Origin of the sequence: Chryseobacterium sp. HR92, assembly GCF_045689405.1 — a bacterium.
Taxonomy (GTDB): Bacteria; Bacteroidota; Bacteroidia; order Flavobacteriales; family Weeksellaceae; genus Chryseobacterium; species Chryseobacterium viscerum_A.
In genome coordinates this window covers 2,656,969-2,682,761 of record NZ_CP139139.1, presented here as the reverse complement: position 1 = coordinate 2,682,761, position 25,793 = coordinate 2,656,969, and the positions used below count along the sequence as shown (strand labels likewise).

At 36.5% G+C, this 25,793-nt stretch carries 19 protein-coding genes; 15 read left to right on the top strand and 4 right to left on the bottom strand.

Features of this window, described 5'->3' with window-relative positions:
- The first annotated feature begins 265 nt into the window (after positions 1 to 265).
- Both frr and SFA27_RS12130 read left to right on the top strand, forming a co-directional pair.
- Positions 266 to 820, top strand: a complete 555-nt coding sequence (gene frr / locus SFA27_RS12135; RefSeq protein WP_047375125.1) for a ribosome recycling factor — start codon at positions 266 to 268, stop codon at positions 818 to 820.
- Between the two features lie 231 nt (positions 821 to 1,051).
- Positions 1,052 to 2,113 (top strand): 3-oxoacyl-ACP synthase III family protein, encoded by a 1,062-nt coding sequence (locus SFA27_RS12130; RefSeq protein WP_081995437.1) that lies wholly within the window; start codon positions 1,052 to 1,054, stop codon positions 2,111 to 2,113.
- An 89-nt stretch (positions 2,114 to 2,202) separates the two neighbouring features.
- On the opposite strand, the gene SFA27_RS12125 is transcribed toward SFA27_RS12130, so the two are convergent.
- The 4 genes from SFA27_RS12125 to SFA27_RS12110 all read right to left on the bottom strand — a co-directional run bounded on the left by SFA27_RS12125 (position 2,203) and on the right by SFA27_RS12110 (position 7,852).
- The gene (locus SFA27_RS12125; protein ID WP_407292254.1) at positions 2,203 to 2,838 is read right to left on the bottom strand and encodes a hypothetical protein; all 636 of its coding nucleotides are present in this window, start codon (positions 2,836 to 2,838) and stop codon (positions 2,203 to 2,205) included.
- Positions 2,839 to 2,990: 152 nt separating this feature from the next.
- A complete protein-coding gene (locus tag SFA27_RS12120) occupies positions 2,991 to 4,448 on the bottom strand; it encodes an LptF/LptG family permease (protein WP_047375115.1) in 1,458 nt (485 codons plus the stop codon).
- 110 nt (positions 4,449 to 4,558) lie between these two features.
- Positions 4,559 to 5,206 carry an outer membrane lipoprotein carrier protein LolA gene (locus tag SFA27_RS12115; RefSeq protein WP_047375113.1) on the bottom strand — a complete coding sequence of 216 codons (648 nt, stop codon included), beginning with the start codon at positions 5,204 to 5,206 and terminating at the stop codon, positions 4,559 to 4,561.
- Positions 5,207 to 5,269: 63 nt separating this feature from the next.
- A complete protein-coding gene (locus SFA27_RS12110) occupies positions 5,270 to 7,852 on the bottom strand; it encodes a DNA translocase FtsK (protein ID WP_047375111.1) in 2,583 nt (860 codons plus the stop codon).
- A gap of 372 nt (positions 7,853 to 8,224) precedes the next feature.
- Between SFA27_RS12110 and SFA27_RS12105 the strand changes: the two genes are divergently transcribed.
- From SFA27_RS12105 to SFA27_RS12045, 13 genes are all read left to right on the top strand, one after another.
- Positions 8,225 to 8,860, top strand: coding sequence for a cysteine hydrolase family protein (locus tag SFA27_RS12105; RefSeq protein WP_407292250.1), 636 nt, complete (start codon positions 8,225 to 8,227; stop codon positions 8,858 to 8,860).
- A 236-nt stretch (positions 8,861 to 9,096) separates the two neighbouring features.
- Positions 9,097 to 9,675, top strand: coding sequence for a Crp/Fnr family transcriptional regulator (locus SFA27_RS12100; RefSeq protein WP_047375110.1), 579 nt, complete (start codon positions 9,097 to 9,099; stop codon positions 9,673 to 9,675).
- Positions 9,676 to 9,939: 264 nt separating this feature from the next.
- Positions 9,940 to 13,215, top strand: a complete 3,276-nt coding sequence (gene ccsA, locus SFA27_RS12095) for a cytochrome c biogenesis protein CcsA (protein ID WP_047375106.1) — start codon at positions 9,940 to 9,942, stop codon at positions 13,213 to 13,215.
- A gap of 505 nt (positions 13,216 to 13,720) precedes the next feature.
- Entirely contained in the window at positions 13,721 to 14,587 is an 867-nt protein-coding gene (locus SFA27_RS12090) for an SPFH domain-containing protein (protein WP_047375105.1), read from the top strand.
- Between the two features lie 84 nt (positions 14,588 to 14,671).
- Positions 14,672 to 14,860 carry a hypothetical protein gene (locus SFA27_RS12085; protein ID WP_047375099.1) on the top strand — a complete coding sequence of 63 codons (189 nt, stop codon included), beginning with the start codon at positions 14,672 to 14,674 and terminating at the stop codon, positions 14,858 to 14,860.
- A gap of 474 nt (positions 14,861 to 15,334) precedes the next feature.
- Positions 15,335 to 16,885: an aldehyde dehydrogenase family protein gene (locus SFA27_RS12080; protein WP_047375091.1), complete on the top strand. Its 1,551-nt coding sequence runs from the start codon at positions 15,335 to 15,337 to the stop codon at positions 16,883 to 16,885.
- Between the two features lie 114 nt (positions 16,886 to 16,999).
- Entirely contained in the window at positions 17,000 to 18,325 is a 1,326-nt protein-coding gene (lat, locus tag SFA27_RS12075) for an L-lysine 6-transaminase (protein ID WP_047375090.1), read from the top strand.
- 61 nt (positions 18,326 to 18,386) lie between these two features.
- Positions 18,387 to 18,617, top strand: coding sequence for a DUF2007 domain-containing protein (locus tag SFA27_RS12070; RefSeq protein WP_047375088.1), 231 nt, complete (start codon positions 18,387 to 18,389; stop codon positions 18,615 to 18,617).
- A gap of 173 nt (positions 18,618 to 18,790) precedes the next feature.
- Complete coding sequence (locus tag SFA27_RS12065) at positions 18,791 to 19,303, top strand: GNAT family N-acetyltransferase (RefSeq protein WP_047375086.1); 513 nt, start codon at positions 18,791 to 18,793, stop codon at positions 19,301 to 19,303.
- Positions 19,304 to 19,418: 115 nt separating this feature from the next.
- Entirely contained in the window at positions 19,419 to 19,874 is a 456-nt protein-coding gene (locus SFA27_RS12060) for a transcriptional regulator (RefSeq protein WP_047375082.1), read from the top strand.
- Position 19,875: 1 nt separating this feature from the next.
- A complete protein-coding gene (locus tag SFA27_RS12055) occupies positions 19,876 to 21,063 on the top strand; it encodes an efflux RND transporter periplasmic adaptor subunit (RefSeq protein WP_407292244.1) in 1,188 nt (395 codons plus the stop codon).
- A complete protein-coding gene (locus SFA27_RS12050; protein ID WP_047375079.1) occupies positions 21,063 to 24,209 on the top strand; it encodes an efflux RND transporter permease subunit in 3,147 nt (1,048 codons plus the stop codon). Before SFA27_RS12055 ends, SFA27_RS12050 begins: the two co-directional genes overlap by 1 nt.
- Positions 24,210 to 24,299: 90 nt before the next feature.
- Positions 24,300 to 25,715, top strand: a complete 1,416-nt coding sequence (locus SFA27_RS12045) for an efflux transporter outer membrane subunit (RefSeq protein ID WP_052184588.1) — start codon at positions 24,300 to 24,302, stop codon at positions 25,713 to 25,715.
- The last annotated feature ends 78 nt before the right edge of the window (positions 25,716 to 25,793 follow it).

Sequence of the window (25,793 nt, the reverse complement as noted above, 5' to 3'; positions counted from 1 at the left end):
TCTAGATATAGAAGCTTCCGATTTTGGTATTTGCAAATGAGATAAAACAACCATTTATAATCAATTTATTAAGTATTGTTTTTTAACGAAAAAGGATTTGCAAATGAAAATACAGAAGCCAGTCTTACCAAAATATGGAAATAATCATTATTTTTGCAGCACTGAATAGTAAAAAATAGTAAAAAACAGGCTATTTATAAAGCTTAACTATTTGATTATCAGTTGATATGAAAATATGTGTAATTTATCAAACTTTAATATAATAATGGAAGAATTAGATCTTATATTAGAATCTGTAAAACAAGACATGGATGCAGCAGTAAAGCACCTGGATCACGCATTTCAAAGAATTAGAGCAGGACGTGCTTCTACGGCAATGGTTCAGGATGTAATGGTAGAATATTATGGAGCTATGACTCCTATCAACCAGGTTGCGAATGTTTCTGTTCCGGATGCAATGACAATCTCTATTCAACCTTGGGACAGAACTGCGATCAACGCGATTGAAAAAGCGATCATCAATTCAAACTTAGGTTTTGCACCTTCTAATAACGGAGAAAACATTATCCTTAACGTTCCGCCTTTAACAGAGGAAAGAAGAAAGGAACTTGCAAAACAGGCTAAAGTAGAAGCTGAGAATACTAAAGTAACAGTAAGAAACGCAAGACAGGATGGTTTGAAAGAACTTAAAAAATTAGACGGAGTTTCTGAAGATGTTGTAAAAGGAGTGGAAGAAGAAATCCAGACTTATACGGACAAATATGTAAAACTTTGCGATGAGCATCTTAAGACAAAAGAAGCTGAAATTATGAAAGTATAATTTTCAGTTTTTTGAAAATAAAAAGAGGTTTCCGATGGGAAGCCTCTTTTTTTCTTTTAAATATGTTTGTTCTATTGATTTTAGATTATGTATTTAGTTTTTTTGGGTTAGAACTTTATCGTAAAGATGTCTCATTCCATAATATATTGATGAGTATTTGCGTTAATTCATTATATTTATAAAATTATTCCTGCAAACTGAATTTAAAACAGGAAATTAAACATTTTAAAAGTGATGACGAAGATTATTGGTGTAGGCAACTACATACCATCTGAAACGATAACTAATCTATTTTTTGATAAGCATATTTTTCTTAATGAGAAGGGAATATTATTAAAAGAAAATAATACATCTATTACAGATAAGTTAAAAAAAATTACAGGTATTGAAGAAAGAAGATATGCTCATAGTACAGAGGTTACTTCAGATCTTGGATTTATCGCAGCTAAGGCTGCCATTGAAAATGCAGGAATAGATCCTGAAACATTAGACTATATTATTTTTGCCCATAATTTTGGAGATGTTCGTTTTGGAACAGTTCAATCCGATGCGGTTCCAAGTCTTGCGGCAAGGGTAAAGCATTTATTAGGAATAAGAAATAACTTCTGCGTGGCGTATGATGTCCTTTTTGGATGTCCTGGCTGGATTGAAGGAGTGATACAGGCTAATGCATTTATTAAAGCCGGAATTGCAAAACGATGTTTGGTGATTGGCGGGGAAACTCTTTCCCGTGTAGTGGATATCCACGACAGAGATAGTATGATCTATGCTGATGGAGCAGGAGCGGCTGTGCTGGAGGTTAACAATGATGATGACTCCGGAATAAAGGCTCATTTGTCAGCTTCTTATACTTTTGAGGAGAAAGATTATCTGTATTTTGGGAAATCTTACAACAATGATAAATGTCCGGATACAAAATACATCAAAATGGATGGGCGAAAGATTTATGAATTTGCCCTTATCAATGTTCCTGATGCTATGAAAAAGTGTCTGGACAGCAGCGGATACTCCATCAGCCAGTTAAATAAGATTATTATTCATCAGGCTAATGAAAAAATGGATGAGGCTATCGTTAACAGATTTTACCAGTTGTATCATACGCCGGTTCCTGAAAATATAATGCCTATGGTTATTCATAAACTGGGAAATAGCAGTGTGGCTACCATTCCGTCCTTACTGACTATGATTCTAAAGGATGAACTGGAGCATCATAAAATCCAGAAAAATGATGTGGTTTTATTTGCTTCTGTGGGTGCGGGAATGAATATTAATGCCTTTGTTTATAAGTTCTAAACTTATCATGAAAAAAGCTGGAATTATGAAGAATAATTTTTAGTTTTAAGAATATAAAAAGAGGTTTCCATTGGAAACCTCTTTTGCTTTTACAGACATTTGATTGGTCCTTTCTGATTTTTATGTTGTAGCAGAGATTGATAAGTTGTAAGTAATTCATCAGTATTACACTGTACTTCTTTACTTGGAATATTGTCCGCTGTTTTTACTTTTTGATCAGATTTTATGCTGTATTTCTTTTCAAGGCATTTCAGTGGTTTGTTATTTTGAAGATAAATGCGGGTTTCTGTAATATCATCTTTAGTAATAGGTTTTTCAGGAGTACCACCATCAAAATTCCATACGGTTTCCTGTCTGAATATAAAAAAAGGTTTTCCATCTTTTATAAAATATTTTTCAGATCCTGAGAAATGGCTGTGTTCTGCATAAAAATGTTCTATCACTTTAATCTCATTTTTGTCAGAATAAAAGGTCACTTCACCTGAAGGTTCGTCATTGCAATCATAAGTAAACTTTGATTGACTTAGCTTTTTAGCCTCCAATTGAAGCTGAAGGGCAGCATATTCTTTTTTAATCTTATCAATAGGATCTTCCGCTACGCTGATTTGTGCTGTATCTTTTTTTACGGAAAAACTATCCATTGAAGCAGATTCTTTATGAACTGCTTTATCATTTTTACATGAAAAAATAAGAAACAGACCTGCTGTAAGAAATAGGATTTTCATAAGGTAAATGAGTTTGATGGCTGATAAAAATACAAAAAAAATAATGTCATAAAGAAGGGTTCAGTAGAAGGCCATTTTTTACATCCAGAATAATTCAACAAAAAAGCTCCGAAAAAAATCGGAGCTTTCTACTTTTATTACTTACATCAGAATTATTGATATCTCTGATGTTCTTTACTTTTGGTAAACCTTTTGGTAATAGGTTTGAATAATGCTTTGTATTTTTCAGCATCAAATAATTGTGAATCTGTAAGGGCTTTATAAGTCATCCATACTCCAAAAGGAAGAAGGATAAGGTTAGGAAGCCATGCTGCAAGATAAGGATTCATTTTTCCGCTCCAGGACATGTTTTCTACCCCAACATTCATTACATAAAAGATAATGAAAATCACAATGGCTATGATTACAGGAAGTCCCATTCCTCCTTTTCTGATAATAGAACCTAAACTTGCTCCAATCAGGAAGAAGATAATACAGGTTACCGAATAAGCTACAATCCTCTGCTGATAAATGACAACCTTACTGAAGTATTTTACATTGGAACTGTATTCATTCTTTTTAGACTCCAGTGTAGACTTCAGATTATCCAGTCTGTTGTAAGAGTTGTAAATAATTTCCAGCTTTTTGTCTCCTTTTATTGTGTCCAGTTTGATCTGTGTTTTTGGAGCTACTTTATGTTTGTTGCCCTTATCCATATAGGTTACAACAGAATTGGTTTGGTTAAGAACCTCGGAACCGATATTATCAAAGAACTGCTTATTATCTTTTTTGTTTTTGTTTATCGTTCCGTCAAGCTGATTATAGGTCTGAAAACGGTAGTCATCCGTGATCTGCTCTTTTTCGATCGCTTTATTAATGATTTCACTGATGTCAAAGTGTGAAACTAGTGTGTCGAATTTAATGGCCTGATCGGGTTGTTTCTGTCTTACATTATCTCCTTTTCCGGCAAAGGCATCTTCAAAGACATATCCGTTATACAATACAAGTTTCAGGAAATTTTTATTAGCTGCCGGAACAAACTTTCCTTTTTCTGCTACAACAGATTGTTGATTTTCGTAAGCATTGGCTTTTTTATGGACAAAAACTCCTTCAATATTTTCTCCGTTTTCCCCGTATATTTTATCAAACTTTACCATATACCCGGGAATCTGATCAATAAACTGTCCAGGAGTAAAGTTGATTGCCGGTTTTGTCTGGGCAATATTGAAAAGCATGTTTTTGGCTTTTTTCTGAAAATCCGGGATAATATTATTGGAGAAGAAAAACAGCATAATGGCAAGTGCCGTTGAGATTCCCAACAAGGGAGTCATAACCCTGGTCAAAGGAATTCCTGCCGCCTTCATTGCTGCAAGCTCATACCGTTCTCCAAATTCCCCGAACGACATGATGCTCGCAAGGAGAATGGTAAGTGGCAGCACCATACTGATGACGTTTACCCCAAGATAAAAAAGAAGTTTGAGGATCTGCCAGTAGCTTAATCCTTTTCCCATAAACTGTCCTAACTGAACCCAGATAATGTTTACAATAAAAATGAAAAACAATACGCTGAATATAAAGAAAAACGGTCCAAAGAAGGTTTTTATGATATATCGGTCTAGTATTTTTAACATGCGCCAAAATTAATCAAAAAGCCACAAAGTTTACTTGTGGCTTTTTATATTTTGTTATTTTTTTAACTTAAAAAGTAAATTTGCTTAGTTGCCAATTCACTTTCAGCTTTTTAAAGTTCTGTAATTACGTAATTTTTAAACTTATTCTTGTCAAAAACAAACATATTAGGGTCCAGTTGCTGATTTTCTTTGTATTCTTTAATCGCAATTACTGCCACATCTTTGTTGTTTCCGTGTTGTTCCAGTTTTACCATTTGCTTTTTAGCAGAATCTACAAAAAGATATACGAACTGTATTCCGTTTGCTTTTACCGGTGTAAGTTTAATAAAATCAGCATTTACACCATTTACCATCTTCTTACCATTATATGTTACATTATAATCGTTTCTGTAAGTTGTAAGATAGTTGATAGGGGAGAACATGGTACCGCTTCCGTTAGGCTTGGCAATTGTTACTTCCATGTCATCCGCGTTGATATTATAAATCTTGCTTCCGTCGAAGATCTGTTCCGTGTCCATGATCTTCAGTTTGTATTTTTCTCCCGCAGCATAATAAATACCTGGTTCTGTTTTCGTAACCTGCCCGTTAAGGCCGCTTCCAAAAGAAAATTTGAAGTAAGAATTCTTTTTAGAATTGTAGTTGGCTGTAATATCATCCAATATCTTTTTTGCCTTAGCATCAATCTTCTGAGCATTGGCCATACCTACTGCACCTACAACAAAACTTCCTAATATAACTTTTGAAATAATATTTTTCATTTTTTTATTTAATAATCTTTAGACATTTTAAATTTTGAAAGGTTAAATCATTCAATTTTTCCCTTAACTACGCAGATCTTCCAAAAACTGTTCCAAAGAATGTAGATCACTGATCAGGACCTCTCTTGCTTTAGCCCCGTTGAAGCCTCCAACAATACCGCTGGCTTCCAGCTGATCCATAATTCTTCCAGCTCTGTTGTAACCCAGTTTCAATTGTCTCTGAAGCATTGATGTAGATCCCTGCTGAGTAGACACAATAATTCTTGCCGCATCTTCAAAAAGAGCATCTTTTTCGTTCGGATCAAAAGTACCTACTGAGCTTGTAGAATCTTCAGAAACATATTCAGGAAGTAAGAATGCTGAAGCATATCCTTTCTGCTCACCAATAAATTCTGCAAGTCTTTCCACTTCCGGAGTATCTACGAATGCACACTGAAGTCTCAGGATCTCATTTCCGTTGAAATAAAGCATATCTCCCTTACCAATCAGCTGATCTGCTCCCGGAGAATCAAGAATGGTTCTGGAGTCTACACTGGAGATTACTCTGAAGGCAGCTCTCGCAGGGAAGTTGGCTTTGATCATACCGGTAATTACGTTTACAGACGGTCTCTGTGTTGCTACAATAAGGTGAATACCTACGGCTCTTGCAAGCTGTGCCAGTCTGGCAATCGGTAGTTCAACCTCTTTTCCTGCTGTCATGATCAAATCTGCAAACTCATCTACTACCAATACGATATAAGGTAAGAAACGATGCCCGTTTTCAGGGTTTAATTTTCTTTCAGCAAATTTTTTATTGTATTCCTTTAAGTTTTTACAGAAAGCATTTTTAAGAAGGTCATATCGGGTATCCATCTCAATACACAAAGAGTTCAGGGTATTGATTACTTTATTGGTATCTGTAATGATTGCTTCTTCTGCATCCGGAAGTTTTGCCAGATAATGTCTTTCGATTTTTGAATATAATGAAAGTTCAACTTTCTTAGGGTCTACCATCACGAATTTCAGTTCGCTCGGGTGTTTTTTATAAAGAAGGGAAGTAAGAATGGCGTTAATCCCTACAGATTTACCCTGACCTGTTGCTCCGGCCATTAATAAGTGGGGCATCTTTGAAAGGTCGGCCATGAAAATTTCATTAGAGATTGTTTTTCCGAAAACCACTGGAAGATCCATATCTGTATTCTGGAATTTCTGGGAAGCAATTACAGAACGCATAGAAACCATTGTAGGGTTTTTTCTTGGTACCTCAATACCGATTGTTCCTTTTCCAGGCATTGGAGCAATAATCCTGATTCCTAAAGCGGAAAGGTTCAATGCAATATCATCCTGCAGTTTTTTAATCGCGGATACTCTGATTCCTGCTTCCGGTACAATTTCATATAATGTAACAGTGGGACCAATGGTTGCCTTGATCTCTGCAATGCCTACGTTGAAGTTTTTCAGAAGGCCAACGATCTTATTTTTATTTTCTTCTAATTCTTCTTTATTAATGGAAATTTCTTCACTGCCATAATCTTTCAGTAGTTCTACAGGTGGCATTTGAAATTTAGCCAGATCAAGTTTGTGATCATACAAACCATGTTTTTCTACAAGTTCCTGTGACTGCTTCTCAGAATCATCCAGAATGTCAATTACAGGAGCTACTTCTACATTGAATTTAATGTTTTCCTGTGCAGCAGTGTTAGTGTTTACAGCAGAAGACGGAGCAGATGGTCTGATATCAAATGCTTCTTCCGGAGTAGAAACCGGGACAATAGGTTTTGTAGAAAGATTTAAACTTACCGGTTGGGCAACCTCTCTTGGCTCTGCTTCGAAAGAAGTGTGATTAGGAGTAGTAATGGTTTCTATATTGGAGGAAAGCGGAACTTCTGGAAATCCTTTCGGAATGCTTACAGGTTCTGGTTCTCTCATTGTATTGATTGAATTATTGGAAGTGTTGTTGGTAACATCACTTACCGTAACACGGGATGCTGCTGCCTCTTCAATTTCTTCAGCTTCCTCTTTCAATTCCTCATCTGCCTCGAAATCATCATTAGAGTCAGGAATCATAGATTTTACTTTTCCAATAGTATTTTCGTTGATCTTATCCAGTTTTGCTTTGATAGAACTTGGACGAAGATTAAATTCAAGAATAAAATATAAAAGAATACTGGCTGCCAATACGGTCCATAGGCCTACCGTTCCAATAATTGAATTAAGGTAATCCATAATCTGATATCCATATACGCCTCCTAAAACACCTTGTCCTTTAGTAAGTGCTCCCATAAAAATAGGAAGCCAGCAGATAAAAAATAATGAGTGCCCGAAAGTTTTCCATGGTTTGAAGATTTTCTTCTTAAGGATCAGTGTGCCGACTACAAGAAATAAAAATGCAATGATGAATGAAGCAATACCAATACTCTCGAAAATAAAGATATTTCCCAGCCAATCACCTGCCTTGCCAAAGATATTGGAAGATTTTATACTCTTGTCCAGCATCGTTCCTGCCTGGCTTTGATCTGCTTTCCAGTTCATTAAATAAGAAATGAATGAGAATGCAAGAACAGCCGATAAAAGTATAAAAGTAAGCCCGGAAAAAATACGTGGCTTAGATAAAATTTTGCCTGTTTCAGGCGATTCAGTCTGTTTTTTTTGTGTCTTTTTATCCATAATATCAATGTCGCAAATTTAATGTTTTTTCAACACTAAAAGAATCTTTTTTCTCCAAAAAACATTTTGGAAATCCCGCTTTTTACAACGATTATTTAAAATTTGATTATAAAATATTGTTCGCAATTATAAAATAAAAATAGGGCTATTTTTTTTGTTTATGCAAATCTGATGCTGTTAAATTATATTAACTAATCATATTTGTTTTTCTTTAAATAAGATAATAAAATTTCTGATTTAAATTTAGAGAAATGAAAAAAATAATAATATTAAAAATTATGATTGATATTATTTAAGCTCAAATGTATTTTTTGAACTAGTTCAAAGGTCAGGATTGGTAACCATTATAATTTTGTCTCAGAAATTTTACACATGGAAAACAGATTCAAAACTATTCTGACCTTAGGTCTGATATTTATTTCACTGATTACAATGAACGCACAAAAACAAAAAATGGAAAACACAGCATTATTAATTATCGACGTACAAAATGATTATTTCCCCGGAGGAAAAATGACATTGGAAAAAGCTGAGCAAGCCGGAGAAAATACCAGGAGAATTTTAGAGTATTTCAGGAGCAGTAATCTTCCTGTCATTCATGTCAAACATATCTCAACCAATGAAGGGGCTACTTTTTTTCTTCCGGATACAGATGGTGTTAAAATCAACCATCTGGTTTCACCGAAAGATGATGAAAAAGTAATTACCAAACATTTTCCTAACAGTTTCAGGGAAACAGATCTCATAAACTATCTCCAGTCAAAGAAAATCAAAAACCTGGTGATTACAGGAATGATGACAGATGTTTGTGTAGAGGCAACTACCAGAGCGGCTTTTGATTTTGGATTTAATAATACAATTATTGGAGATGCTACAGCAACCAGAAACCGTGAACTGGATGGGGAAGTGATAAAGGCTGAAGAAGTTCAAAGATCCTTCTTGGCGGGGATATCTGCTCTTGGAGATCTTTATGCCCGTGTAATAAATACTCATGAATTTTTAAAATAATATTATTCCGGGCAAGCAAAGACGCTAAGGATTTTATCTCCGATGAAATTTAAAACAGTTCACCTTGCTGAATATCTTCGATTTTCATGTGCCTTAAAATAAATACAAAGCATAATAAGCCTTCGCGCCTTTGCGTTTATCTAAAGAACAAAAGTGTTATGTAAAATAACTTAACATAACTTAATTCAATAAAGGTGTCAATAATTTTGATACCTTTATTTTGCTTAAATAAAACAATGTTCGATTTACTTCTTAAAAATATCAGTCAATACATACACCTTTCAGGAGAGGATTTTAAACAGTTTGTAAAGCTATTTGAATACAAAAAGTTTAAAAAGAAGGATATTGTTCTCAAAGAAGGAGACTATTGTGCTTTTGAAGGATTTGTTCTGAGTGGCTGTTTCAAAATCTATTACCTGAACGAAAACGGATTTGAACAAACCCTGTATTTCGCGGTAGAAGAATGGTGGATCACGGATATTGACAGTCTTATCAATAATGTTCCGAGTATTCTGAATATTGAAGCCCTTGAAGACAGTGAAGTATTGATGATTTCCAAAAAAGACAAAGAATATTTGTATGAGACCATGCCTCAGATAGAAAAACTTTTCAGGATAATGAACCAGAAGTCTTCGGTAGCACTGCAAAGAAGAATTCTTTCCTTAACGGGTAAAACGGCAGATAAGAGATATCTTGAATTTCTTGAAAAATACCCCGGATTAGAACAGAGAATTACTCAGCAGCAGGTTGCTTCTTACTTGGGAATTACCCATGAATTTCTAAGTAAAATCAGGAAGAAAATATTTGAAAAATAATTTAAAAATACTTTCGGAATAACTCAGAATATGGACTGTTTTTGAAAGTTTTCCGAACATGTAAATAGAAGTCTTCAATCACAAATATAGGTATTATGAATCTATATTTTTTCGGTTTTAGGAATTGAATTTTTCCTAATACTTCCGGGCTTATTAAGAATGTTTCAAAATAAGCAAAACAGAGGCCAAAGTGACAAAAAACAGCTTTTTTTAAGCTCTTTATGGTTTATCATGCTTATTTTTGCATGTCAAGTACAATAAATCATGAAGAAGCTCCAAGATATTCTTATCTCAACCAGGACAATGGCTGTATTGCTGCTGGTGTACGCATTTGCGATGGCTTATGCAACGTTCTTAGAAAACGACTACGGAACTCCTACAGCAAAAGCACTAATTTATGAGGCCAAGTGGTTCGAACTGATCATGGTCCTGCTCATTCTTAATTTCATAGGAAATATCGGAAGATACAGACTATGGAAAAGGGAGAAATGGCCGGTTCTTGTGTTTCACCTTGCCTTTATTTTTATTTTTATCGGAGGTGCCATCACAAGATACATCAGTTTTGAAGGAACCATGCACATCAGAGAAGGTGAAACTTCAAACGAAATCGTAACGGATAAAAATTTCTTTAAAATCCAGATCGAAGAAAAAGGTGATGTTCTTAATTATCAGGATGTTCCTTATCTGATGTCTCCATTGAATAAAGATTTCAAAGCTACCTATGACTTCCACGGAAAAGAAGTGAAAGTCTTTGCCAAGGAATACATTCAAAGAAAAAAAGACAGTCTTGTAGCTGAACCAAATGGTGCCGAGTATCTTCATTTGGTGTCTACCGGAAACACTGGAAGACAAAATATTTACATCAAACCGGGTGAAACAAAATCAATCAACGGAACTTTGGTGACATTCAACAGAGCTATTGAAGGAGCGGTTGAATTCAAAAATGAAGGAGGAAAATTATTCATCAAAACACCTGTAGATGCAAGCTATATGACCATGGCTACTCAGGCAACCGGAAGTACCGTGAAAGATGAATTCCAGCCTTTGGCATTGAGAAGTTTATATACAATCAACGAGCTGAAGCTTGTAGTTCCTGAAGGTCTTAAAAAAGGAAGACTGATGGCAATTGAAGGTGACAGAAAGAAAGATGCGAATGTTCCGGATATGCTTCAGGTTGAGCTTCAGGGCCCAAAAACAAAACAGTTGGTAGATCTTTCTGTTGAAAAAGGAAATCCTAATGCCTACAAACAGGTTACTATGGATGGATTAAATATTATGGTAGGATTCGGACCTAAAGTATACAATACTCCTTTCGCCCTGAAACTGGATGACTTCGTGATGGAAACTTATCCTGGAAGTTCATCTCCAAGTGCTTATGAAAGTCATGTGAAAATCATTGACGAAGGCAAAGAAACTCCTTATAAAATCTATATGAACCACGTTCTTAACCATAAAGGATACCGTTTTTTCCAGTCAAGTTTTGATCCGGACAGAATGGGAACAGTTCTTTCAGTAAACCATGATTATTGGGGAACTTTGATTTCTTATATCGGATATGGACTTTTATTCTTCGGAATGTTTGTGATCTTCTTCTGGAAAGGAACTCACTTCTGGAAATTAAATAAAATGCTGACTGATGCAAACAAGAAGAAAACAAAAGCAGCAACAATACTTTTAGTGTTCTTAAGCTTAGGTTTAAATGCACAGAAGATTGAAACTCATGGAACTACTGACGGAAGCAGAGAACATATTCATGTGGAAGGAGACAATCATTCTCACGCTCCGGCTCCATCTGCCCAGCCTCTTGATGGTGCTGCCCCAAAACAGAATTCTCTGGCTACACCGATGGGTAAAATGAGATCTATCTCTCCGGATGAAATCATAGCAAGAAACAAAATCAGTGAAGAGCATGCAGAAAAATTCGGATACCTTTTGGTGCAAAGTTTTGAGGGAAGAATTGTTCCTATCAATACTGAAGCATTGGATGTTTTAAGAAAACTATACAAGAAAGATAAATTCAAAGGAACAGACGGAAAGTATCTGACTGCTAACCAATGGTTCCTTTCAATCAATACAGATACCCCAAGCTGGACTATGGTTCCTATGATTAAAGTAGGAACGAAAGGAGGGGACGAACTGAAAAATAAAACAAAGGCAGATGAAGATGGATATACTTCACTGATGAACCTTTTCCCGGCAGATGCCAATGGTAATCTAACCTATATTTTAGAGCATGATTATAATACTGCATTCCGTAAAAAACCAGCTGAACAAACAAACTACGATAAGGAAGTAATTGCTGTAAACGAAAGAGTGCAGATCTTCAATGAGTTTTTCAGCGGTCAGTTTATGAGAATTGTTCCTGTGAAAAATGACGCCAACCATACATGGCATTCATGGTTAGATCAAAAATTCGAGCCGGACATGGAATCTCAGCAGGTGATGGGACCTTATTTTGCTGAAGCGCTTACCGCACAAAAAACCGGAGACTGGAGCAAAGCAGATACAGAATTGGCGAAGCTTTCAGAATACCAGCAGAAATGGGGTAAGGCAGTAGTTCCTGCTAAATCTAAAGTTGATCTTGAGGTTTTCATGAATAAAGCAGATATTAACTTTAAATTATTAATTTTCTATACTCTTATCGGAGGGCTTCTTTTAATCTTAGGATTTGTTGAGCTGTTTAAATCCAGCAAAGTTTTAAATAAAATCATTAAAGTAATCATTGCAGTTGGTTTAGTAGGATATCTATGTCATTTCTTAGGCCTTGTTGCAAGATGGTATATTTCAGGACACGCACCATGGAGTAACGGATATGAAGCTATTATCTTCATCTCTTGGGTAGGTATTACGGCAGGTTTATTATTATATAGAAACTCCAATGCATTGATTCCTGCAGCCGGATTTATGGTAGCTGTTATTATGATGGGATTTGCGCACGGAGGTTCTGCTCTTGATCCACAGATCACACCGCTGGTTCCGGTACTGAAGTCTTATTGGTTAATTGTTCACGTAGCCATTATTACATCCAGTTACGGATTCTTCGCCCTGTCGATGATCATCGCTGTAATCTCATTAGTATTCTATATTATATCCAATAAAGAAACGTATAAAATTCACCACGATACTACATTGAAAGAACTGGTAATTGTTTCTGAAATGTCATTAACTATCGGATTGTTTGCATTAACGGTAGGAAACTTCTTGGGAGGAATCTGGGCAAATGAATCGTGGGGTAGATACTGGAGCTGGGACCCGAAAGAAACATGGGCGTTCATTTCCATTATGGTATATGCCTTTGTATTGCACATGAGATTAGTGCCAGGATTGAGAAGCAGATGGGCATTCCATATAGCAACCATGTTTGCGTTCTGCTCAATGGTAATGACTTATTTTGGGGTAAACTATTACTTAAGCGGACTTCACTCCTATGCAGCAGGAGATCCTGTACCAGTGCCGGCTTGGGTATACATCGGAATAGGCACAATGATTCTTTTATCAGCTGTTTCTTATTTCAAGTTTAAAGCCTTAACGAAGAAATAGATTTTTGAATATATCAATTAAAATCCCGGAATTCATTTTCCGGGATTTTTTTATCTCTATTGTTGCTGGATTGGGGATGAGTTGTTTTAACGCTACGTTCGCAATGATGTATATTGTGATGAGTTATTGTTCGCAAAGACGTTTTACTCAGCAAGAGAAGAAGACATTTTAGTTAAGATAGAAGTTTTGTAAAATGTAAAGAACTTGTTTTTTTTAAGGTTCGCAATGATTTTGGTGATGAGTTGTCGTTCGCAAAGGCGTTTCACTCAGCAAAGAAACTAGTGATCTTAGCTAAACGAAGTGGCTTTGCGAACAAAATAAAATACATCCTAATGAATTAACCTCGCGAACTTTGCGTTAGCTAAAATACCCGAATCCTATATCCCGAAACTCGTAACCCTGAACCCCGAAACTCGCACCTCAAAAAAACAAAATTCATCATTCATAATTCAAAAATTATCATCATCTTTATGATATCAAAATAATATCAAAATAAAATTCAATTATGGAAAAAACATTAAAACCCATGTCGGGTTATCTTACATTGGTCATTTGCCTGGCCTTGTTTGCTGCAGCAGTATACTTCTTTGTTAGCGGAGTAGATCAAAGTATCGCTTATGTAGTTATATCTATGCTTTGCTTCCTTACTTCCTGCTTTTTTCTGAAAGGATTAATGATCATTCAGCCTAATCACTCAAGGGTGTTAAACTTTTTTGGAAAATATGTTGGGAGTGTAAAAGAGAACGGATTATTCTTTATCAATCCTTTGTATTCGTCACAGAAAATGTCTTTGCGTTCTGAAAATTTACAAGGACAGACTTTGAAAGTGAATGATAAAATGGGAAACCCTATTGAAATTGCAGTTGTCATCGTATGGAAAGTGGGAGATACTTACAAAGCCGCTTTTGATGTAGAACGTTATTCGGACTTTGTAAAGATGCAGAGTGAAGCAGCGGTACGTCATTTGGCTATGAGCTTTCCTTATGATAATTTAGAAGATGATCATGCTCCAATTACACTGAGAGAAGGAGGAGATAAAATCAATTCTATTTTGGAGCAGGAACTTACAGACCGTCTTTCCAAAGCAGGAATTGTGATTCAGGAGGCAAGGATTTCACATCTGGCTTATGCTTCGGAAATTGCTGGAGCAATGCTTCAGAGACAGCAGGCTACAGCTATTGTGGCGGCAAGAACCAAGATTGTAGAAGGAGCAGTAGGAATGGTAGACCTTGCCTTGAAAAAACTTTCAGAAGACAATATTGTTGAGCTTGATGATGAAAGGAAAGCTGCAATGGTAAGCAATTTAATGGTGGTTCTTTGTGGTGAAAAAGCTGCGACTCCAATATTAAATGCAGGAACGCTTTATAATTAAGAAGTGAAAGATTAACAGTCAGATTTTAGTACAGATCCTATCTATACTAAAATAATCAGAAATAATGTTAGAGAATTTTAGAAAATGAAATCGGAAAAAGCTCAAAACTCTTCAGAAAATAAAAGCAAAAAGTCTTTTGTGATAAGGATAGACGAGTCTACTTATAAACTCCTTGAAAAATGGGCAGGCGATGAATTCAGAAGTGTGAACGGGCAGATTGAATATCTGCTGCATGAAAGCCTGGTTAATGCTGGGAGGAAGAAGAAAGAGTAGTTTAAAAAGATGATTCGAGGAGTGTAAATGTTCTTTTCAGGGAACAGAGCTGTGAAAAGATAGTACTTCTTCTCTTTTTTAAATTACAGAAAATATAAAAAAGGATTCTTTTTTTAGCTTTTCAATAAATAAATAATAATTCAATTCACCTTATACCAAAAAGAAAGCAGAGAAATTTTCTCTGCTTTTTATTTTATACAACTTTGAAGACTATCTGCTCCAACGTAGAATATGACGAGCCAAATCAAGCCTTTAATGGTAAAGAAAGCAAGTCCTGCCCATCCCACACGCTTGAACCACTTCTTAAGCTTTGAGTTATTTTCTTGTGAATTTTCCATTTGGTGATTATCAAAATGATTACCCTGCAAAGATAAGCATGTTTATAATTAGTCCAAATAAAAAACACATTAAAAATTAAAGTTTTGAGGTTCGCATAATATTTTTATCTTTAGAGAGAACGAAAAGTAAGATTTTATGTCAAAAAAAGTAAAGGATTTCGGAATCGAAAAAACACTCAAAAACCTTGGTATTAAAGAAGAGAACAAAGGGACTTCAGTGGGCGGAAAATATTTCGCTTCAGGAAAAGTGATAGAAAGCATTTCTCCTGTGGACGGAAAGTTGATCGCTAAAGTAAAAACTTCCGGAGAAAGTGATTATGACAAAGTAATTGAAACTGCTCAAAAAGCGTTTCAGGAATTTAGGCTGATCCCGGCTCCCAAAAGAGGTGAGATCGTAAGACAGCTGGGCTTAAAATTAAGAGAATATAAAGAAGATCTTGGTAAGCTTGTTTCCTACGAAATGGGTAAATCATTACAGGAAGGACTTGGAGAAGTTCAGGAGATGATTGATATCTGTGACTTCGCTGTAGGACTTTCAAGACAACTTCAGGGGTACACCATGCACTCTGAAAGACCTGGGCACAGAATGTACGAACAGTATCATCCGCTAGGAGTAGTAGGAATCATTACTGCATTCAACTTCCCGGTAGCCGTATGGTCATGGAATACAGCATTGGCCTGGATCTGTGGTAACGTTACCATCTGGAAGCCATCTGAAAAAACACCGCTTTGTGCTATTGCATGCCAGAATATCATGATGGAGGTTATAAAGGAAAATAACCTTCCTGAAGGAGTTTCAAGTGTATTGGTTTCAGACCACGAAATCGGACAGAAACTGGTAGATGATAAAAAAGTTGCGCTTGTATCTTTTACAGGATCTACAAGAGTAGGAAGAATGGTTTCTTCTAAAGTAGCAGAAAGATTCGGGAAATCTATCCTTGAATTAGGTGGAAACAATGCTATTATCATTACGAAAGAAGCTGATATCGACATGTCGATTATCGGAGCTGTTTTCGGAGCTGTAGGAACTGCAGGTCAGAGATGTACTTCTACAAGAAGACTTATCATTCACGAAAGTGTATACAATGAAGTGAAAACAAGATTGACAAAAGCTTACGGGCAGCTGAAAATCGGAAATCCATTGGATGAAAATAACCATGTAGGTCCTCTGATTGATACTGACGCTGTAAATCAATACGAAGAAGCCATTAAGAAATGTAAAAAAGAAGGTGGTAAATTCGTTGTTGAGGGCGGAGTTTTAACTGGAAAAGAGTACGAATCCGGATGCTATGTGAAACCTTGCGTTGCAGAAGTGAAAAACTCTTATGAGATTGTTCAGCATGAAACATTTGCACCGATCTTATATCTGATTAAATACAAAACACTGGAAGAAGCTATTGCTATTCAGAATGATGTTCCACAAGGATTATCTTCTGCAATCATGACCCAGAACTTAAGAGAAGCAGAATTATTCCTTTCTCACGCAGGTTCAGACTGTGGTATTGCCAATGTAAATATCGGAACTTCCGGTGCTGAAATTGGTGGAGCTTTCGGTGGTGAAAAAGAAACCGGAGGAGGAAGAGAGTCCGGATCAGACGCTTGGAAATACTATATGAGAAGACAAACCAATACTATAAATTATACTGCTCAACTTCCTTTAGCACAAGGAATTAAATTTGATTTATAAAAGCTTTACTTAAAGCACTCAAAAAAACATAAAACTTAATAACCTGAATGATTAAATGTTTCATTCTCTGGACCATTTAATCATTCACTTATTAAATCACACTACAAATTTATTATGGAACAAACATTAGATATAAAAGCAAATAAAGTAAAAGAAACAGTAGGAAAACACGTGTTGGCAGACGGTTTCGATTTTGTGATGGATATTGAAAAATCACACGGTTCATGGCTTTATGATAAACTTACAGACAAAGAATACCTGGATATGTTCTCTATGTTTGCATCAGCATCCATCGGATACAATCATCCTTACCTTGTAGAAAGATCAGAATGGTTGGGAAGAATGGCTGTAAATAAGCCTACTTTGGCTGACGTTTACTCGGAAGAATATGCTCATTTCCTTGAGGTATTTGAAAGAGTGGTTATTCCTGAAGAATTACAATATGCTTTCTTTATCGAAGGCGGAACTCTGGGCGTTGAAAATGCAATGAAAGCATGCTTCGACTGGAAAACCCGCAAAAACTTTGCAAAAGGATTAGAAACAGAAGCAGGAATCTGCATTCACTTCAAACAGGCTTTCCACGGAAGAAGTGGTTATACTTTGAGCTTAACCAATACTTCTGATCCAAGAAAATATCAATATTTCCCAATGTTCAACTGGCCGAGAATTTTAAATCCAAAATTAAAGTTCCCGATTACAGAAGAAAACCTTGAAGAAACAATCAAAAATGAAAACCTTGCTTTACTTCAAATTGAAGAGGCTATTCTGATGCACCCTGATAAAGTGGCTTGTATCATCATAGAACCTATTCAGGCAGAAGGAGGTGACAATCATTTCAGAGACGAATTCCTGTTGGGATTAAGAAGAATCTGTGATGACAACGAAATCTTACTTATTTTTGATGAAGTTCAGACAGGAATTGCTATTACAGGAAAAATGTGGGCATTCCAGCACTTTACAGCAAAACCGGACATTATTTCTTTCGGTAAAAAAGCACAGGTTTGTGGTGTTTTAGCCAATAAAGAGAAGTTTGATGAAGTTCCGAATAACGTTTTCAAAGAAAGCTCAAGAATCAATTCTACATTTGGAGGAAACTTTATTGATATGCTTCGTTTCCAGCTGGTAATGGAAGTGATCGAAAAAGAAAACCTGGTTGAAAATGCAAGAGTGGTTGGCGATTTCTTATTGGAAAGCCTGAAAGCCCTTGCTGAAAAATATCCTGAAAAAATTTCAAATGCAAGAGGAAGAGGATTGATGTGTGCTATTGATCTTCCAACTGCAGAGCAGAGAAATCATTTGATGAATGAGCTTTTCAATGATGGATTGATCATTCTTCCTTGTGGAGATCAGTCTCTTCGTTTCAGACCTCATTTGAATGTTACTAAAGAAGAAATCCAACTTGCTTTAGATAAAATTGAAAGCAATATTAATAAAATTTAAAACCCGGGATTTGTAATTTTAAAAAAAACATCGTATATTTAGATACTCAAACAATTAGAATATGGAAAGAAGTACGAGAGTGTCAGTTTATGTAAGTGATAATCCTTCAGAAATTCAGTTGGTTAAGTCTAAATTGGATGATGCACAAATTGCAAATACCGTTGAAAATAACTATCTTACGTTTACCACTACACCAACAGCAACTTCGCTGAAGGTAATGGTAGATCTGGAAGAAGAAAAAAGAGCATTTGAAATTATTGATGCTTACCTTCAACAAAGTGAAAATCAATAAACAATTTCATAATTTTAAATTTTACTACTTCGAACCGAAAATTAATTAAGATTAATTTTCGGTTTTTTAATTAATTACAAACTATTAAAAGACAAACATTTCAAAGACTGAACGGACAGCTGTTCTGATTTTTAATCTTTAAATCATTCAATCTTTAAATCAAATTTTACAACATGAACCCAGAGATCAAACTAAGACAATCGCAAATTGAAGACAGAAACAGGATTTGGGAAATTATCCAGCAATCTATTGAAAGAAGAAGACAAGACGGAAGTACCCAATGGCAGAACGGATATCCTAACCTGGGGACAGTAGAAAGTGATATTGCTAAAGGTTTCGGACATGTTTTGACAGTAGACGGAGAAATTGCAGTATATGGAGCATTGATTCTGAATGATGAACCTGCTTACAGTACCATTGAAGGAGCATGGCTGAGTGATGGTGAATTTGTAGTGGTTCACAGAGTAGCTGTGGATGAAAAATTTGCAGGACAGGGAATGGTGAAGAAATTTTTTGATCACATTGAAGAATTTACCAAGTCTCATGACATTCAGAGTATTAAAGTAGATACCAATCATGATAATATTGCGATGTTGAAAATCCTTGAAGGCAGAGGTTATTCCTATTGCGGAGAGGTTCTTTTGAGAGACGGCATGAGAAAAGCTTTTGAGAAGATTATAATTTAAGCAAAAAGTTAAATCATCTTTCATTGAATTTTTAAACCGGCCTGTATTTATAAACTCTATCAGGTTTGTTCGTTTGGTTCTGAACTAATTTTTACTTTTGTTCAAATTTTTATATATGCACCAAAGTATAGAAATTGATGAGAAAATATTTCAGGATGCCGTAAGATTTTATGGCATTGTGTTCAACTTACCCCCTTTAGCATCAAAAATCTATTCCTACCTTCTTTTTGACTATGAGAAAGTAGGAATTACTTTTGACGAATTTGTTGAAGTGCTCTCTGCGAGCAAAAGTTCCGTTTCTACCAGTATTTCATTATTGTTAAATGCTCAGCTTATTGTTGACCGTAACAAAATGGATGAGCGTAAGCGGTATTTTTTCATCAATGATGAATACAAAAAAATACGATTCGAGAAAATTGTCCAGAAAATGCAGGACGAACTGAAACTATTAGATGATTTAAACAATTTTAAAAAAAGTAAAGACGATGGATACAATGAAAGAATAGAAGTTTACAAAGCACTCTTAAACAAAAACATAGAAAATATACAGGAATCTCTTAATAAACTATAAAATGAATAATAAGCTAGTTATACTTTCCATTGCAGCGCTTTCACTGACAGCCTGCAAAAAAGAAGCTCCGAAACAGGATGGTGCCAAGCCGTATCCTGTTGTTTCCGTGGAGTCAAAAAATATAGTGGGTTATCAGACGTTTCCGGCTACCATTCAGGGTAGGGTAAACAATGATGTACGTGCAAAAATACAGGGATATATTACCCAGGTATTGGTAGATGAAGGACAATATGTTACAAAAGGACAGCCTTTGTTCCGTTTGGAAACCAATATCCTGAACGAAAATGCGGCCGCTTCCAAAGCAGGAATAGGTGCTGCTGAATCCAGTGTTGCCGCTGCTCAGGCTTCTGTAAATGCTGCTCAGGTTGAAGTAAATAAACTAAAACCTTTGGTTCAGAAAAATATCATCAGTAATGTACAGCTGCAGACTGCACAAGCTCAGCTGGCACAGGCTCAAGCCCAGCTACAACAGGCCAATGCTTCCAAAAGACAGGCACAAGCCAATTACAAAGGAGTAGAAGCCAATATCGAATATTCCATCATTCGTGCTCCTATTTCAGGGGTGATCGGGAGGCTGCCGTTGAAAGTAGGAAGCTTGGTAGGACCGTCTGATCAGACACCTCTGACGACGATTTCTGATACGTCTGGGATCTATGCTTACTTTGCAATGAATGAAAAAGAATATTTTGATTTCCTTGAAAAATCTCCGGGAGCTTCTATGCCTGAAAAAATCAAAAACTTACCAATGGTTGAGCTTCAGCTGGCCAATGGAAGTCTTTATCCTGAAAAAGGAAAAATAGAAGCTATTACCGGTCAGATTGATCCTACAACGGGGACCATCCAGTTCAGAGTTGCTTTCTCGAATGCGCAGAAATTATTAAGTAATGGTAACAGTGGAACCATCAGATTCCCTCAGCATTATGATAATGTTCTTGTTGTACCTGAAAGTGCTACTTACGAGCAACAGGGTATTGTTTACGTATATAAAGTAGAAAAAGGAGATACGGTCAGAAATGTTGTTGTAAATGTTATTGACAGAATCGACAATTTAGCGCTTATCAAATCAGGAGTTAATAGAGGTGAAAAAGTTATTGCCGCTGGTATCGGAGGTTTGAAACCGGGAACAGCAGTGAAACCAAAGCCAATCAAAATGGATAGTCTTGTTCAATCAATAAAACCGAAATTCTAATGATAAAAAACTTTATTAACAGACCGGTTTTATCTACCGTAATCTCAATCTTGATTGTGATTCTCGGTGTGTTAGGACTGATCTCGTTACCGGTTACACAGTATCCGGATATTGCACCACCTACGGTAAGTGTTTCCGCAAACTATACGGGAGCCAATGCTGAGACGGTGATGAAAAGTGTAGTAGTACCTTTGGAAGAGCAGATTAATGGGGTGGAAGGTATGGATTATATCACTTCCAGCGCCGGGAACGATGGTTCTGCTCAGATCCAGGTTTTCTTCAAACAGGGAATAGATCCGGATATTGCAGCGGTAAACGTACAGAACCGTGTAGCCAGAGCAACACCTCTTTTGCCGTCTGAAGTAACGCGTTCAGGGGTTGTAACCCAGAAACAGCAGACCAGTGCCCTGATGTATATGTCTTTCTATTCTGAAAATAAAGATTTGGATGACGTATACCTTCAGAACTTTTTGAATATCAATATTATTCCAAACCTGAAAAGGGTAAATGGTGTAGGGGATGCCAACGTTTTCGGTGGTAAAAACTATTCCATGAGAATCTGGCTGGATCCTGCAAAAATGGCTGCCTACAGTGTAACTCCTACAGATGTTACCAATGCCATCAATGAGCAGAGTAGAGAAGCTGCTGCAGGTTCTATTGGACAGAATAGCGGTAGTTCTTTTGAATATATCATCAAATATGTAGGTAAATTCAACGATAAAGAACAGTATGATAATATTATCATTAAATCTCTGGCAAACGGACAAAATCTGATGCTGAAAGATGTTGCTAAAGTAGAACTGGCAGGACAGTCTTATACAGGAATCGGGGAGAACGGAAACAATCCTTCCATCAGTATGGGGATCTTCCAGACTCCGGGATCCAACGCACAGGAGATTATTAAAAATATCAAAACCTATCTGAAATCAGCCGAAGGAACTTTTCCAAAGGGCGTAAAGTATACTTTCAACTTTGATACCAACGAATTCCTGGAAGCTTCTATTGAAAAGGTAGTACACACCCTGATCGAAGCCTTCATTCTGGTATTTATTGTAGTATATATTTTCCTTCAGGACTTCAGATCTACGCTGATCCCGGCCATCGCGGTTCCGGTATCTATTGTAGGGGCGTTCTTCTTCCTGAATCTTTTCGGATATTCACTAAACTTGTTAACCCTTTTTGCATTGGTACTGGCGATTGGTATTGTAGTGGATGATGCCATCGTCGTCGTCGAGGCTGTTCATGCCAAGATGGAACATGGTATTTCAGATGCTAAAAAAGCGACAGTAGAAGCAATGGATGAGATTACAGGAGCTATTATTTCTATTACGTTGGTAATGGCTGCAGTATTTATTCCGGTGACGTTCATTACGGGGCCTACAGGGGTATTCTACCAACAGTTTGGTATTACGCTGATTATAGCAATCATTATTTCTGCGATTAATGCATTAACCCTGAGTCCGGTTTTATGTTCGCTATTCCTGAAACCTCATGCAGAGCATCATAAAGAGTATAAAAATTTAAATCTGCTACAGAAGTTTTTCTATAAGTTTAATATTGCTTTTAAAACAACTACTGAGCGTTACGGAAGAGGATTTGTATTCTTGTTAAGACATAAATGGGTTACCTTAATTATTTTTGCTGTTACCGGAGGAATCTTATTCTGGGCAAGCAGCACTATGAAGAAAGGTTTTGTACCTACAGAAGACAGAGGGATTATCTTTACAGATGTTCAGCTTCCTCCGGGGGCTTCTATGGAAAGAACGTATAATGCTTTGAAAACACTTCAGGCAAAAGCATTGAAAGTTCCGGGGGTACAGAATGTAACAATTTCTACGGGTAGAGGATTCTTATCCGGAAACGGAAGTAACAACGGTCTTGCCTTTGTGAAACTAAAACCATTCGAAGAAAGAAAAAAAGACGGACAGACTTCTGAAGATATTACCAAAAAATTATTTGGAATTGTAGGATCTGTTCCTGATGCCAAAGTGGTATTCTTCCAACCGCCAAGTGTACCAGGATTTGGTAACAGTGCAGGTTTTGAAATGGTATTGCTGGACAAGTCAGGTGGAGAATATGCAGATCTGGATGCTAAAACCAATGAATTCATCGGGAAGCTGATGCAGAGACCGGAAATTCAGTTTGCACAGACTTCATTCAATACTAAATATCCTCAGTATCAGATGGAAATTAATGTTCCGCTGAGCAAACAGCTTGGGGTTTCTGTAAATGATATTCTGGCTACCATGCAGGGGTATATTGGAGGTATTTATACTGCCGACTTTACCAAGTATGGAAAACAGTTCAGGGTTATGGTTCAGGCTCTTCCTGAAAACAGAAAAAACATCGAAAATCTGAATCAGCTTTATGTCAGAACAGGATCAGGTATCATGTCTCCGATCTCACAGTTTGTAACATTGACAAAAGCATATGGACCACAATCTGTAAGCCGTTATAACCTGTTTACTTCCGTGAAAGTGACAGGGGCAAACTCTGACGGATACAGTTCCGGGGATGCAATTACTGCCGTACAGCAGGTGGCCGATGAAACCCTGAATCAAAACTATGCAGTAGAATTTACAGGGTTAACCAGAGAAGAATTAAACTCAGGATCTCAAACCCTTCTGATTTTTGGGCTAAGTTTGATCTTCGTTTATTTTATCCTTTCTGCACAGTATGAAAGTTATATTCTTCCGCTGATTGTTGTTATTTCTCTTCCTCTTGGGGTAATGGGAGCTTATTTCGGGCAGAAGATTATGGGATTGGAGAATAATATTTACTTCCAGATTGCCCTGATCATGCTCGTGGGATTGCTGGCGAAAAATGCGATCCTTATTGTCGAATTTGCTGTTCAGAGAAGACATCATGGAGAAACAATTGTAATGTCAGCCATTAATGCAGCGAAAGCCAGAGTGAGACCTATCCTAATGACATCGTTCGCCTTTATTTTCGGTTTATTGCCGTTAGTTCTTGCAAGTGGAATTGGAGCAGTAGGTAACAGATCTATCGCTACGGGAGCGGCAATCGGACTATTGATAGGAACTGTTTTGGGATTATTCGTGATTCCGGTTCTGTATGTGATTTTTGAAACATTGCAGGAGAAAATTAAACCTATCAAAAAAGAAGATATCAGTTTAGCAGAATAAAATTAAGATTTAAGAAATTAGAAGTTAGAAATTTGAGACGAGTCTAAAGCTAACTTCTAACTTCTAAACTCTAACTTCTAATTAAAAATAATGAAGAGCTTATTAAACATCATAAAAGGAATCACTTTTTCAGTTTTCATACTCGGAGCCATCTCATCATGTATGGCAAGAAAAGAATATGAAAGACCGAAGAATGTGGTAGACGAAAAACTATTTCGTACAGATATGCTTCCTTCAGACAGTGCCAGCATCGCCAATATTTCATGGAAAGAAATATTCACAGATCCGATACTGCAGGGGCATATTTCTAAAGCGTTGGAAAACAACCTTGATATCAGAATCGCACTGCAAAGCATCAATTCTGCAGAAGCTTATCTGAAACAAAGTAAAGCTGCCTATCAGCCGACACTTTCTATAGGACCTAACTATACCTTCCAGACTCAGTCTATCAACACCCAATTTGGGCAGATCATTGGAGAAAGACGTTATGTAAACCAATTTGACATTACGGCAAGTATCGGATGGGAAGCAGATATCTGGGGAAAATTAAGGGCACAGGAAAAAGCACAGATAGCCACATATTTAGGAACTGTTGCTGCTCATAAAGCTGTTAAAAGCAGTCTGGTATCTTCCATTGCTTCTGCTTATTATCAATTGCTAACTTTTGATGCGCAGAAGAGAATTATTACGGAAACCATTGCTGTAAGAGAGAAAAACTTAGAAGCTACAAAGGCTTTAAAAACTTCAGGAACAGTTACTGAAGTAGCGGTACAGCAGAGTGAGGCTCTTGTTTTCAATGCCAAATCATTATTGATTGATATTGATACACAGATCCAGCTTCTTGAAAATACCATGAGTCTTTTAATGGGAGAATCTTCTCATTCTATTGAAAGATCTACACTGGAAGGACAGAATCTTCCAATTGATTTAAAATTGGGATATCCCACTCAGCTTCTGGCTAACCGTCCGGATGTAATGAGAGCGGAATACAGCTTAATGAATGCTTTTGAACTGACGAATGCTGCTAAAGCTCAGTTTTACCCAACTTTAAAATTGACAGGCAGCGGAGGACTTCAGTCTGTGGATATTGATCACTTATTCAGTGTGAATTCATTATTTGCGAATGTAGTAGCAGGACTGGCTCAGCCCATTTTGAACAAAAGACAGATCAAAACAAACTATGATGTAAGTCTTGCTGCTCAGGAAACTGCTTATCTGAACTTCAGAAAGACAGTTCTTACTGCCGGAAAAGAAGTTTCAGATGCCATCAGGGTTTTCTCTGTACAGGACTCATTTATTGAATTAAAACAAAAAGAGCTGGATGCCTATAAAAAATCTGTCGACTATTCCCAGGAATTGGTGAACTACGGTATGGCCAACTATCTTGAAGTATTGAATGCAAGCGTGAATTCATTGAATGCGGAACTTAATATTTCCAATGCACGATACAGTAAAATGAAAGCAGCTGTAGAGCTTTATCAGGCTTTAGGCGGAGGCTGGAAATAACTGTTTTTATTATATTATAAAACAAAAGCGTATGTCAGTAATGGCATACGCTTTTTATTGTACGTTTAGACATTAAGA